The 12,055-nt window shown below is 56.6% G+C and carries 12 protein-coding genes; 9 read left to right on the top strand and 3 right to left on the bottom strand.

Annotated features, from left to right (window positions below; genetic code table 11):
- The first annotated feature begins 31 nt into the window (after positions 1-31).
- From J7J49_RS08535 to J7J49_RS08510, 6 genes are read left to right on the top strand one after another with little or no spacing between them, the layout of a single operon-like run.
- Positions 32-697 (top strand): alpha/beta hydrolase, encoded by a 666-nt coding sequence (locus J7J49_RS08535; RefSeq protein ID WP_215091776.1) that lies wholly within the window; start codon positions 32-34, stop codon positions 695-697.
- Positions 698-743: 46 nt separating this feature from the next.
- Complete coding sequence (locus J7J49_RS08530) at positions 744-1,442, top strand: hydrogenase subunit MbhD domain-containing protein (protein ID WP_215091774.1); 699 nt, start codon at positions 744-746, stop codon at positions 1,440-1,442.
- Positions 1,439-2,929 carry a complex I subunit 5 family protein gene (locus tag J7J49_RS08525; protein WP_215091771.1) on the top strand — a complete coding sequence of 497 codons (1,491 nt, stop codon included), beginning with the start codon at positions 1,439-1,441 and terminating at the stop codon, positions 2,927-2,929. Before J7J49_RS08530 ends, J7J49_RS08525 begins: the two co-directional genes overlap by 4 nt.
- The gene (locus tag J7J49_RS08520) at positions 2,926-4,431 is read left to right on the top strand and encodes a complex I subunit 5 family protein (RefSeq protein WP_064232468.1); all 1,506 of its coding nucleotides are present in this window, start codon (positions 2,926-2,928) and stop codon (positions 4,429-4,431) included. The genes J7J49_RS08525 and J7J49_RS08520 overlap by 4 nt, the downstream gene beginning before the upstream one ends.
- A complete protein-coding gene (locus tag J7J49_RS08515) occupies positions 4,428-6,200 on the top strand; it encodes a complex I subunit 5 family protein (RefSeq protein ID WP_215091769.1) in 1,773 nt (590 codons plus the stop codon). Before J7J49_RS08520 ends, J7J49_RS08515 begins: the two co-directional genes overlap by 4 nt.
- 36 nt (positions 6,201-6,236) lie before the next feature.
- Positions 6,237-7,223 carry a YihY/virulence factor BrkB family protein gene (locus J7J49_RS08510; protein WP_064232470.1) on the top strand — a complete coding sequence of 329 codons (987 nt, stop codon included), beginning with the start codon at positions 6,237-6,239 and terminating at the stop codon, positions 7,221-7,223.
- Positions 7,224-7,295: 72 nt separating this feature from the next.
- On the opposite strand, the gene J7J49_RS08505 is transcribed toward J7J49_RS08510, so the two are convergent.
- Positions 7,296-8,705, bottom strand: coding sequence for a PhoH family protein (locus J7J49_RS08505; protein WP_064232471.1), 1,410 nt, complete (start codon positions 8,703-8,705; stop codon positions 7,296-7,298).
- Between the two features lie 195 nt (positions 8,706-8,900).
- Positions 8,901-9,770: a LysR family transcriptional regulator gene (locus J7J49_RS08500; RefSeq protein WP_064232472.1), complete on the bottom strand. Its 870-nt coding sequence runs from the start codon at positions 9,768-9,770 to the stop codon at positions 8,901-8,903.
- A gap of 115 nt (positions 9,771-9,885) precedes the next feature.
- On the opposite strand from J7J49_RS08500, the gene J7J49_RS08495 reads away from it, so the two are divergent.
- Positions 9,886-10,752 carry a cation diffusion facilitator family transporter gene (locus J7J49_RS08495; RefSeq protein ID WP_215091768.1) on the top strand — a complete coding sequence of 289 codons (867 nt, stop codon included), beginning with the start codon at positions 9,886-9,888 and terminating at the stop codon, positions 10,750-10,752.
- Between the two features lie 101 nt (positions 10,753-10,853).
- Positions 10,854-11,126, top strand: coding sequence for a hypothetical protein (locus tag J7J49_RS08490; RefSeq protein WP_064232474.1), 273 nt, complete (start codon positions 10,854-10,856; stop codon positions 11,124-11,126).
- 109 nt (positions 11,127-11,235) lie between these two features.
- Here the strand turns inward: J7J49_RS08490 and J7J49_RS08485 are convergent, their stop codons facing one another.
- Positions 11,236-11,421: a DUF3008 family protein gene (locus J7J49_RS08485; protein WP_215091767.1), complete on the bottom strand. Its 186-nt coding sequence runs from the start codon at positions 11,419-11,421 to the stop codon at positions 11,236-11,238.
- Between the two features lie 107 nt (positions 11,422-11,528).
- Here J7J49_RS08485 and ybaK point away from each other — a divergent pair, with 107 nt between their 5' ends.
- Positions 11,529-11,996: a Cys-tRNA(Pro) deacylase gene (gene ybaK, locus J7J49_RS08480; RefSeq protein WP_215091766.1), complete on the top strand. Its 468-nt coding sequence runs from the start codon at positions 11,529-11,531 to the stop codon at positions 11,994-11,996.
- The last annotated feature ends 59 nt before the right edge of the window (positions 11,997-12,055 follow it).

Genomic DNA, 12,055 nt, shown 5'->3' with positions numbered 1-12,055 from the left:
GTGGCCCTTTTTGCATAAGGAATACGACGTTATGACTGCTCCTGGCGAACTGATTATTGAGCCGAAAGATGGTCAACCCGCCGATGCCTGTGTGTTCATTATTCACGGCTTAGGCGCGGATGGGCACGATTTTGAACCGCTGGTGCCCGCACTGGCGCTGCCAAAAGATTCCCACGTGCGCTTTATCATGCCCCATGCGCCGCGCCTGCCGGTGACGATTAATGGCGGCATGGTGATGCCCGCCTGGTACGATATTCTCGCCATGGACTTGGGGCGTCGGGTTGATGAGGTTCAGCTCAAGAAATCCGCTGAGCGCATCCAAGCGCTGATTCAAGAGCAGATTGATCAGGGGATCGATAGCCAGCGCATTATTGTCGCGGGCTTTTCGCAGGGTGGCGCGGTTGCCTACCACGCCGCGTTGACTTTTCCCGCGCCGCTGGGTGGCTTGTTAGCCATGTCGACCTACTTCGCGACTGCCGACAATATCGACCTTGCAGAAGCTAACCGCCAGATTCCTGTGGAAGTTCAGCACGGTAACTTTGACCCCATTGTGCCTGAAAGCCTGGGACGTAGCGGCGCCGAGCGCTTAAAAGAGATGGGCTACGCGGTCAACTATCGCCAATACCCTATGGCCCATGCGCTCTGCCCCCAGCAGGTCAATGATATCGGCAAATGGTTGGGTTCTCGCCTAAACTAAGCGCCTATTCCTATTCGTGACCGATGCAAGGATGTAGCGAAAACGAATGATAGCTTTCTTTGATGCGATTAAACCTCTTGATGCAATGGAAATACTGCTGGCGCTGTGCCTGACGGCGTCGGCACTAGTGTGCCTGTTTGATCGCCACTTGCTGCGTGCCTGCTGCTTTTTTGTCGCCTTTGCGGCTTCAATGACGCTGGCTTGGTGGTGGCTAGAGGCTCCCTGGCTCGCCGCTGTCGAATTGGTGTTGGGCGTTGCGCTAACCGGGGCCTGTTTTTTTTATGCCCTGGGCCACGTTTTACCCGGCGTTTCATCCCCTCTCGAGCGGGATAGATTTAGCGAGCCCTGGCCGCGGGTGGCGATGCGCGTGTTCTTGGCGCTGGCCTGGTTTGTCATGGTCGGTGCCGCCATTCGCTATGTTATCGCTGACATGGCGTATTCACCTTCACAGCATCCGCTGCTGCTGGCGGGCGTGGTGATTGCCGCCAGCGCTCTGGGGGCGTTTGCATTACATCGCCATTTACTGCGCCGGTTGCTAGCGTTCAATATTCTCGGCTCGGGGGTATTTATGCTGCTGGCCGGTGTGGCGGGCACCTCGGCGTCTGCCCAGGCGTTAATTAGCGTCGGGCTGCTAGTCGCCTGGCTGGGAAGCATGCTGGGCGCGCTGCTGATTAGACAGCTTTTGCATCTGGAAGGGGTCGAAGCCTTAGGGCGCGACGGTAAGCGCAAGGAGAGCGCTACATGATTTGGCGCTTTGGCCTTTTCGATAGCACCTTTGAACCTCTTGCTAGCACCCATTGGGCGCTGTTAGCTGCGCTTGGCTTGCCGCTGCTGCTAGGTCTCTTAGCTGCACTATTTCCTCCTAAACGAGCCTTTCCCGTTGCGCTGGCGAGCCTGCCAATATTGGCGTCCGGGTGGATGTTGCTATCTGCTTATGACCAGGCGGGTCTGCTCCGCTGGCAGTGGGAAATAGCCGGTGTTCACTTATCGCTCCGCTTAAACGGGCTGAGCGTGCTACTGCTGTTAATGACCCAGGTGATCGGCGTTGCTGCGGCGCTTTATACACCTGGCTATCTGCGCTTAAGCGAAACCGGGCCTTTGGCACGCTGGCTCTGGCCGCTGATGGGCGTTGTGCTGAGTGCACTCTCATTAATTTGGTTGGCCACCGACCTGTTGACCCTTTACCTAGCACTGGAACTGATGGGCTTGGCGGCGGTGGGTATGCTGCTGTTATCGGGAAAGGTGCCCGCGCTAGTGGCGGGAATGCGCTATTTGCTGTTGGCGCTGGTAGGCTCGCTCACCTATCTACTCGGGGTCGCGCTGATTTTAGGCCACTGGGGTCGATTGGATCTGCAGGGCTTGGCTGATGTTATAGAGCCTGGCCCGGTGGCATGGTTCGCCGCCGCCCTGATCGGCACTGGTCTGGCCTTAAAAGCGGCACTGTTTCCGCTGCATGCCTGGCTGACCCCGGTGCATGAGAGTGCCTGGACACCCGTGAGCGCGTTGCATGCCGCGCTGGTGATCAAAGCGTCGCTGTTTATACTCCTGCAACTGTGGAGCATTCTACTCCCTGAAACGTTCTATGCCCCGCGTGTTATCGCCTGGTTAGGCCTGCTGGCGATTGTATGGGGCGGATTGCTGGCATGGCGTACTGATTCGCTTAAAACCCTGGTTGCTTCGTCCACCGTGGCCCAGTTGGGCTACCTGATGGTGGCTTTTCCACTGCTGCTGGGGCCAAATATCGAACCGCTGCCCCGGGCGTTAGCTTGGGAAGGGTTCTGGCTGCAGCTAATGGGCCACGCCTTTGCCAAAGCCGCCATGTTTATGGCAGCAGGCAACCTAATACTGGCCACCGGTGAGAGCACGCTCAAAGGATTGGCGGGTACCAGCCGCCGTTTGCCGCTGTCACTGCTGGTGTTTGGCATCGCCTCTATCACGCTAATGGGCCTTCCGCCCAGTGCTGGCTTTACGGCCAAATGGATGCTGCTGCAAGCGATGATCATCACCCAGCAGTGGTGGGCGGTGGCGGCGTTATTAACCGGCACGCTATTAACCGCGGCCTATATATTCCGCCTGTTTCGTTACTCGTTTGACGAAACAGCTCCTCGCCATCGTTACCAACCTCTGGCGCCCGGTATGGATCTGATCGCACTAACGCTGGCCCTGATTGCGTTCGCCCTAGGACTATTGGCGCATTTTCCGCTGGAATTGATGCATGGAGGTAGCCCATGAACGCCGCCTGGTTACCGCTGACCGCTTTGGCGACCTCGCTCCTGGTGGTGGTGATTATTTTTGCGCTGCCGGAAGACGCCAGACGACTACGCACCACGATCAACCTCGCGGCGGCAGTGGTTAAGATTATTTTGGTTATGCTGATGGTCAGGCGAGTAGCCGCAGGTCATGAGGATATTTTTAGCTTTCAGGTAGTCGGGGGTGTTGATTTCGTACTGCGCAGCGATGCGCTAGGGGTGATGTTCGCCGGGTTATCGTCACTGCTGTGGCTATGCACCACGGTTTATGCCATCGGCTATCTGGAAGGTTCTGCCAACAGGAAGCGCTTTTTTGGCTTTTTCAGCCTGTGCGTTGCGAGCACCATCGGCATTGCCCTCGCCGATAACCTGTTTACCTTCCTGATTTTCTACGAAATGTTGACGCTCTCCACCTACCCACTGGTGGTTCACAAGGGGACGCAGCAAGCCCTCAATGCGGGACGTGTCTATTTACGCTATACGCTAAGCGCCGGTGTGGTGCTGCTACTGGGGGCGGTGCTGTTGTATAGCCTGACCGGGGATCAATCGTTCTCTTCAGAAGAGGGCTTGGGCGACTATGTGAACGATCACCGTGGCCTGCTAACGCTGATATTTGCCCTCTTGGTAGGCGGGTTGGCGGTAAAAGCGGCCATGGTGCCGCTGCACGGCTGGCTACCCAGAGCGATGGTGGCGCCCGCACCGGTGAGTGCGCTGCTGCACGCGGTCGCGGTGGTGAAGGCGGGCGCATTTGGCATTTTGCGGGTGGTTTACGACCTGTTTGGCATTGAGCTGAGCGTGGAGCTGGGCGTTATCACCGCCTTAGCGGTAGCGGCCTCTATTACGATTATCTATGGCTCGTTAAGGGCGATTGCTCAAGAGGAGCTCAAACCACGCCTAGCGTTCTCCACCGTCAGCCAGGTCTCCTACGTCATACTCGGTATAGGCTTATTCGGCCCGTTTGGCACCGTTGGTGCTTTAGCCCACTTGCTGCATCAGGGCCTAATGAAGGTCACGCTGTTCTTCTGTGCAGGTAACTATGCCGAAGAGCTGGGGATTCATCGCATCGATGAAATGGACGGCGCCGGTAAGCGCATGCCGTTGACCAGCATTGCATTTACTATCGGCGCGTTAGGCATGATTGGCCTTCCCCCGGTGGCGGGTTTTATTACCAAGTGGTATCTCGGGGTTGGCGCGATTCAGGCTGAGATGTACTGGGTCGTCGCTGTGCTAGTGGCAAGCAGTACGCTTAATGCCATGTACTTTTTACCCATTGTGCACCGCTTATGGTTCCGTTCAGGGCCCTCCCATGGCAAAGGGAGTTGGCCCAAAGAGCAGCGTCTAGGCCGTTTTGAAACCCATGGCTGGCTGCTTTTACCCATGGTGTTTACCGCCATGGCCAGCCTGGGCGCTGGGCTATTTGCAGGGCTGCCCTTTAGCCCCTTGGATTGGGCGGCTCGGGTAGCCATCGGGGAGTACCTGCCATGATGACTCTGCTGCTTGCGCTAACATTGCTCTGGCCGCTGGCCGTCGTCGGTTGGACGCTACGTAACGGCTATCGTATTTCCGCTGCCCAGCGTGGCTACTTTTCAGCGCTATGGCTAAGCGCCGGTTGGCCAGCGCTGCTGTTAGCCTACGGCGGCGAAGCGCAGTGGACGATGGATGCCTGGATGCTGGGCGGCGAATGGGCGCTCAACTCGCTAAGCCGCCCCTGGCTCGCGTTTACCGCGCTGCTCTGGAGCCTGGCGGCGTTTCATGCCAGGGGCTATTTTGCAGCGGAGCAGGCGAAGGCTCAGGACGGTGATCAAGACGCCGAGCGGCGCCTGTTGCGTTTGGCGCTGTTGTGGCCGCTGACGCTGCTCGGCAACGTGCTGTTGATTATTGCCCAGGATATCGCCAGCTTTTATCTAGGCTTTGCGCTGATGACCTTCGCCGCCTACGCCCTCGTAGTGCATAGCGGTTCACAGGAAGCACGGCTGGGGGCAAAGGCCTATTTGATATTAGCCGTGGTGGGAGAGGGGCTTATTCTTGGTGGCTTTCTCTGGGCGGCCGGGGAAGCCGATACACTTACGCTACAAGGGGTACGCGAAGGTATTTTAGTCGCTGAGCAAGGCGCATGGATGGCCACTTTGCTGTGCTTGGGTTTTGGTGTGAAAGCAGGCGTTATCGGCCTGCACGTATGGCTACCACTGGCCCACCCGGTGGCACCGGCGCCCGCCAGTGCGGTACTGAGTGGGGCGATGATTAAGGCAGGGCTATTGGGCTGGATCAGTGTGCTGCCGCTGGGTGATGAACAGGTGTCATCATCGCTAGTCCAGTTTGGCAACCTGATGCTGATGGCGGGGCTTGCGGCTGCCTTTGGCGCCGCGCTGTATGGGGTTTTTCAGCGCCATCCCAAAGCCGTGTTGGCCTACTCCAGTATCAGCCAGATGGGCATGATGACCGCGCTGGTGGCCATGGGCTTAGTCGCCCCAGAGGTATGGCCGCTGCTATGGCCAGGCTTGGTGCTGTTTGCTGCCCATCACGCGCTGGCCAAAGGCGCTTTGTTTATGGGTACTAGTATCAGCGAGCACCTACCCCGCTGGCCGCTGCCGTTGATATGGGCATTGCTAGCGCTTCCGGGAATATCATTGGCAGGCACCATTGGTGCAGGCCTGGTCAGCAAGTGGGGCGTGAAGAGTCCGCTCTATGAAATGCACCATGAGTCCTTGATCAAGCTGCTCAGTTGGGCTGCAGTTGGCACGGCGGCACTGGTGAGTGTTGCCTTATGGCGTCAGTGGCAGCAGCGCCATCAAGGGGGCAGTAACCGCGAGCAGTGGGGTGCCTGGTTAGTCGCCATCGCTGCAGCGCTGTTAACGCCGCTTTGGCTTCCCCTTCCTGCAGGAAGCATCGAGATACCGCCGCTGAAAGAGTGGCTCGGAATCATGTGGCCCTTGCCGGTCGGGGTTGTGTTCGCCGCGATGGGCTGGCTACTAACGCGGCCGCTGAAGGGTAAATCGCTCCCCGCAGGCGACCTATGGTGGCTTTACGCGGGTATTGTAGTCGCTGTGCTGGTGCCATTACGCTGGTTCGGGCACTGCTGCGCCCAGATGAAAGCGACGAGCGTGGCAACCGCACAACAAACCGAAGAAACGTTGATGGGGCATTTAACGCGGCTGTTATCGGCCGAGTCCTGGTTGCGTCACCATGCCAGTGGCTTGATGATGGTGCTTGCCGTATTGCTTGCGGCGCTACTGATGTGGGAAGGCCAGCGATGAGACGACTGTTTTCAATGTGCTTGTCAGGAGCCTGCTATGAGTAAGCTCTCGCGCGGTCGCCGCGCGCAGGTACCCGCTGATATCCCGCAACGTGGCTGGCAGGATATTGCCTGGCGGGTAGTGCGCGCCGCGCGCCGTAACCGCCTTACTATGCTGGCCGCCGGTGTGGCTTTCTACGCCTTATTGGCGTTGTTTCCTACCATTGCAGCGGTCATTTCTCTTTGGGGGTTGCTGTTTGATCCTTATGAAGCTGGCCAGCAGTTGTACGAAATTAGCCGCTTTATGCCACCGGATGCTGCCGAGTTAATCGATAAGCAGGCCCAACAGGTCGTTGAGAGTGCGGAGTCAGGTAACTTTCTAGGTGCTCTCGCCGGGTTGCTGATTGCCATGTTTATCGCTTCCAAAGGGGTGGCGGTATTGGTGATTGGCCTTAATGTAGTCTACGGCGAAAGCGAAAAGCGCAGCCTGTTACATCGCAGTACGGTATTGGTATCGCTGACCTTTGGCTTGATTTTTATGACCCTGGTCTCGCTGGCTTTTATTGCTATCGTGCCGGTGGTCGTCAACGCCCTGGCGATTGACCAACCGCTGAATCGAATACTGCAGTGGCTGCGCTGGCCTGCACTATTGTTGATGATGAGTATGCTGATTGCGCTGCTCTACCGCTACGCGCCCTATCGACGTTCAGCCCAGTGGAGCTGGTTAAGCTATGGCACGCTGTTGGCAACGGTGATGTGGCTGTTAGGTTCCGGCGGGCTTTCGCTCTATGTGCGCTACTTCTCTACCTTTAGTGAGCTGTACGGCTCATTGGGAGCGGTGGTGGCGCTAATGTTATGGTTCTGGCTCTCCGCCTTTGTGGTGCTGTTTGGTGCGGAAGTTAACTGTGAGATGGAACGCCAAACCTTCACCGACACCACCATTGGCGAGGCGCGCCCGTTGGGTGAGCGGGAGGCGTTTGCCGCGGATACCATTGGCGCCCCTCAGCCATTGAAGGGCTCAACCGGTAACACTGAAACTGAATAACCCCCACCCTTTGTTAGCGGTGGGAGGTGGTGGGTTTTAACAAGCAGGTTTAAAGAAGAGGGCTTAAAGAAGTTAAAGCAGTTCTTCCGCCGCCAGTGCCAGGCGCGAGCGCTCAACGCTTTTCAAGGTGATATGCCCGGCGTGGGGCCAATCACGGAAACGCTCCACCACCGCGGCCATGCCGCAGGTGTTGGCAGTGAGATAGGGCGTATCAATTTGCCCGACATTGCCCAGGCAGACAATTTTGGTATTGCGTCCCGCCCGTGTTACCAGCGACTTAAGCTGTTTAGGGGTAAAGTTTTGTGCTTCATCAATAATCAAAAAGGTGTCGTTTAAGGTGCGCCCGCGCATAAAACTTGGCGAGCGGATTTGTACCCGCGAGCCAATTAACTGACGGGTGGCGCCGTTATCCCAGCTGGATTCTCCCTCCTCGTTGCGCAGCAGGTTATCCATATTGTCGTGGAAGGCGCCCATCCACGGTGACATCTTCTCCTCCTCTGTGCCGGGTAGAAAGCCAATGTCTTCCCCCATGGGGATAGGCGCGCGAGTAAACACAATACGCTCAAACAGCTTGGCATCCAGCGTCTGCTGAAAGGCCGCGGCCAGGGTCATAAAGGTCTTACCGGTACCGGCATTACCGGCAATGGTCACCAGGTCAATATCGGGATCCATGAGTAGGTTGAGGGTGAAATTTTGCCGGCTGTCGTGGGCGTGAACCCCCCAAACGCCCGCGTGGTGGCGGTAGTTGGTGAGTAGCTGAAGGCGAGCCGAAGAAGGGCCCAGTTCGCGAATGATCGCTTCGAACTCGGCGCCGTTTTCGCTATCCGAGACCAGCATGCCCACGTGCCAGTTGCGGGGCATAGTGCCGGTAAGCTGATAGAAAGTATGGTGATCCAGGCGCTCCACAGTGACATCGACATTCAACGCTTCCCACAGTGAGGCGCCATTTTGGCCTGCAGAGGCGTAGACCTGAGCGCCTTCTATCATGGCGTCGCTGTCGGAGAAGGCACGGTCGTTGAGGTAATCCTCAACAGGCACTTTTAGCGCGGCGGCTTTAACGCGTAGGTTGATATCTTTGGTGATCAGGATGACCGAGGCGTCGGGACGTTCTTCGCGTAGGCGGCAGGTTTCTGCCAGTATGCGGTTATCGGGGCTATCGTCGAGGGCGTCAAAGAGTTTTAAATCGTTGTAGCATAAAAAGTGCAGGCGTCCTGTGTCGCCGCTGAGCCGGGGAATCGGAATACCACGTTGGATCTCATCAAAGGTGACTTGGCTGGTAAGGTCAGAGAGCGTACGGCTGATTTGGCGAGCCGTGCGGGCAATTTCACGTACGCCATTTTTGTGCTTATCAAGTTCCTCCAGGACGGTCATGGGGATAACGACATCGTGCTCATCGAAGTGGTAGAGCGCGGTGGGGTCATGGATGAGGACATTGGTGTCCAACACGTACAGCCGAGTGGCTTTCTTATCGAGTCGTACCATCGTTGGAATCACTCCTTGGTTGACGGCAACTTCGACACTGGCAGGTGCGTATTACGCCCAGATGACACTTACCAGTGTTCCTCACGTGGCGTGTCCTGGCGTCTCCTTATTTAGCTGTTTTTAATAGCGTGGAAGGCTTTGGCGTTTTTTGCCACAAAAAAGATTTCAACGATATGTCAGTAAGTCCGCATTGGCTTAATTCAGGGTGGCTAAAAAATGCGTCACTTTATTCAATAGCGCGGTGGCGACCACACCACAGTTATCGCTTTCAACATAGCGGTAGTAATGGCTATCCAACGCCAAATCGTGATTAAGCGTGCACAGCGTACCTGCCTCCAGGGCGCCTTTAATTAGTGGGTAAGGCAGCAGCGCCCAGCCGGTCGCGTTGATGACAGCGTCGCGAATGACTTCAAACATGGTCAGCCCAAGGTAATTGCCTGAAAACAGCGCCTCGCTAATCAGTTTGTCATCCTGCACGTGGGTTAAACACACTTGAGTGTACTGGGCCAGGTCGTCGCGGTTAACGCTGGGCAGTCGGCTAAGCGGGTGATGGGGCGCTGCCACCAAGCGCATGCTCACCGGGGCAAGATTGGCCGCCTTGGCGTCGATGCCTTCGGCGGTATACAGGCCAAAGGCAATATCCACCGTCTGGCGCTGCACAAACTGAGTATGTTCCTGGGGTGGCACCAAGTAGACCGAAATCGCGGTTAGCGGAAATTGCTGTTTTAAATCGTGCATCACCTGGCGCCAAAACGCTTCGGGCAAGGCGTCATCGCGGGCAATACCGAGCTGGCTTTCCACCCCCTGTAAGTGCTGATGGCAGTGTTTTTTGATCCGACTAGCGCTGGTGAGCAAGCGGTAGCAGTCGGGAAGCACGCTATCGCCTACGGCGGTTAGCGTTAGGCTGTTGCCCGAACGCTCGAATAGCGCCACGCCCAGGCTGTCTTCCAGCGCGTTGACGGCGGCGCTCAACGTGCTGCGTTTAAGGCCGGTATGCCTCGCTGCAGCGGCAAAGGAGCCGTGCTCGGTGACATCAATAAAAGCCTGTACCTGTTCAGCGCGCATCGTTACCCCGGTTAGCCCTTTGAGCGCCAGTAAAATTGGCGCTGAGCGATTCGTGATTGTTATAACACCTGACTATTATGGCCCACAATTCGACTAATGTGATGGAGTTATCCGCGTGACCCCCTTTGTTGCCGAGCGCCGTGCGCTAAGATTTTCAGCTATTTCCGCTAGCCTGTTTGCGTTTACCGGGCTGGCGCTGGGGCTGACCAGCGGTTCCATAACGATTCTTTTTGACAGTGGCTACTCGCTGTTAAGCCTGGTACTGGCGTCGTTATCGCTATTTGCGCTTCAGCAGGCGCGCAAACCTGCGGATGATCACTACCCCTTTGGGCGGCTGACGGTAGAGCCGCTTGCCGTGCTGCTCAAAGGTGTAGTGATCGCGATGGTCTGTATCGTCTCGCTGGTCTCCGCCCTGTGGAGCCTGCTCGACGGTGGGCGCCTGGTCACGTTGGATTTGGCACTGATGTTTGGTGTGGTCAATGTGACGGGCTGCTTATTAACCTGGTGGTGGCTGGCGCGCTACGCCCGGGTGGCGCGCTCCTCGCTACTGGCTGCAGAACTGCGCCAGTGGCAAATGGATACCTGGCTGAGTGCCGCCGTCATGTTGGGCTTTGCGCTTACCTGGGCGCTAACCCAGTCGCCCTGGGCCAGCTACGCGCGCTTCGCTGACCCGGTCATGGTGCTGATCATTGCGGGCTATTTTCTCCCGATGCCGATTCGTATGGTCAAGGGGGCATTACGTGAGCTGATGTTTGGCGGCTCTTGCAGCAGCGTGCGGCAAGAGGTGGTGGAGGATGTCGCCGACTTTGATGTCACCGCCGACGATGTGCGCCTGGCCCAGGTGGGCAGCTTCCTGATGGTGGATATCCAGCTAGACAAGCAGCAGTTCGACGACGCCCAGGAGATTGTGGACAGCGTCGAGCAACGATGTAAGCGGCTAAATCTACGCCCGATTACCAGCCTTACCCTGGTTGCTGGCTAAGGCATGTGAAAAAGCATTGACGTCCGATTAAAGGCAGTGCTATTAAGCGCTACCGACAATGGGTGTCGGCTTAATAGTGCTACGTTGAGGGTTGTAAAAACATGCCATTGCGCCGCTGTTTACCCGTACTGCTGCTGACCGCACTGGTCGCTGGCTGTGCTAGTTCTACCATTGCGCCAAGTTACACCACCAACAATCCGGACGTTATGCGGATTGGCGGCGAGCGCCCGGCCAACCGCGATGCGAGCGTTGAAAGCGCCGGCTCTTTCTGCCTGGAAACCGCCGAACGCTGGAACGAGCACGGTCGCACGCCAGATGGTCAAACGTTATGGGCAAAAGATACCCTGCGTAAAGTGGTGCCTTGCAAGCAGTAACGATTAGTAAGTCAACACAACAGCGCCAGCTTATTGAAGCTGGCGCTGTTTCTTATATGTCTCTTTTCGCTGGCAAGTTTAGCTGGCAAGGGGCTATCCAATAGAATGATTACTCCTCTTTCTTCTGCGGCTTGCCTTTGCGTTTTGTGCCCGCCATCTCCTCTAGCTCGTTTTCACTCATCGAGTCATACATCTCTTTAGAGGCGCCTACCAGTTCGCTGGGCTTGGTTTCGCCGCGTTTAGCGGAAAGGGCTGCCCCAGCAGCTTTCTGCTGAGCTTTTGAAGTGGCTTTCATTTTGAGACTCCTGTCAGTTGACTTCCTTAACTCGGTCACGTTATTAAGCCTAGCAGCGGGTAGTGGTATTTTCCTACTGATTGACGCTTTTAACTTAAGAGAGAGAAATGACACCGGCGATTAATAGTGCAAAACATGCAGGCATTGCCTTTCAAATCCATGAGTACCATCACGATACCACCGCGCACTCCTATGGGTTGGAGGCGGCTGAAAAACTGGGCGTCGCGGTTGAGCAAGTATTTAAAACGCTGGTGGTAAAGCTAGATGGTAAGCAGCTGGCAGTGGGCATTGTGCCCGTTACAGGGCAGCTAAACCTAAAGCAGATTGCCAAAGCCGCTGGGGCCAAAAAAGCGGCCATGGCAGAGCCGTCGGAAGTTGAGCGCACGACGGGCTACGTACTGGGGGGCGTTAGCCCGCTGGGGCAGAAAAAACGCTTAGCCACCTTTATTGATCACTCCGCCGAACATTTTGCCAGCATTTATGTCAGTGCAGGGCGCCGCGGGCTTGAGATTGAGCTTTCCCCAAAGGACTTAGCTACGTTGATTCAGGCTACATTCGTACCGCTGGCAGCGTGATGTCGATGTGATGGCGGCGCAGTGTAAGGCACTTTCTGGTATGGTGCTTCACATTATAG

It is taken from the genome of Halomonas sp. ISL-56, from assembly GCF_018612805.1.
Taxonomy (GTDB): Bacteria; Pseudomonadota; Gammaproteobacteria; order Pseudomonadales; family Halomonadaceae; genus Vreelandella.
The sequence above is the reverse complement of the archived record's forward strand: the minus strand, read 5'-3'. Positions and strand labels throughout refer to the sequence as shown.

Bases quoted from the DNA above. Each gene is read 5' to 3' on its own strand.
- J7J49_RS08490 (WP_064232474.1), top strand. From the start codon at position 10,854: ATGCCATTGCGCCGCTGTTTACCCGTACTGCTGCTGACCGCACTGGTC.
- ybaK (WP_215091766.1), top strand. From the start codon at position 11,529: ATGACACCGGCGATTAATAGTGCAAAACATGCAGGCATTGCCTTTCAA.
- J7J49_RS08520 (WP_064232468.1), top strand. From the start codon at position 2,926: ATGAACGCCGCCTGGTTACCGCTGACCGCTTTGGCGACCTCGCTCCTG.
- J7J49_RS08500 (WP_064232472.1), bottom strand. From the start codon at position 9,770: ATGCGCGCTGAACAGGTACAGGCTTTTATTGATGTCACCGAGCACGGC.
- J7J49_RS08535 (WP_215091776.1), top strand. From the start codon at position 32: ATGACTGCTCCTGGCGAACTGATTATTGAGCCGAAAGATGGTCAACCC.
- J7J49_RS08525 (WP_215091771.1), top strand. From the start codon at position 1,439: ATGATTTGGCGCTTTGGCCTTTTCGATAGCACCTTTGAACCTCTTGCT.
- J7J49_RS08485 (WP_215091767.1), bottom strand. From the start codon at position 11,421: ATGAAAGCCACTTCAAAAGCTCAGCAGAAAGCTGCTGGGGCAGCCCTT.
- J7J49_RS08530 (WP_215091774.1), top strand. From the start codon at position 744: ATGATAGCTTTCTTTGATGCGATTAAACCTCTTGATGCAATGGAAATA.
- J7J49_RS08515 (WP_215091769.1), top strand. From the start codon at position 4,428: ATGATGACTCTGCTGCTTGCGCTAACATTGCTCTGGCCGCTGGCCGTC.
- J7J49_RS08510 (WP_064232470.1), top strand. From the start codon at position 6,237: ATGAGTAAGCTCTCGCGCGGTCGCCGCGCGCAGGTACCCGCTGATATC.
- J7J49_RS08505 (WP_064232471.1), bottom strand. From the start codon at position 8,705: ATGGTACGACTCGATAAGAAAGCCACTCGGCTGTACGTGTTGGACACC.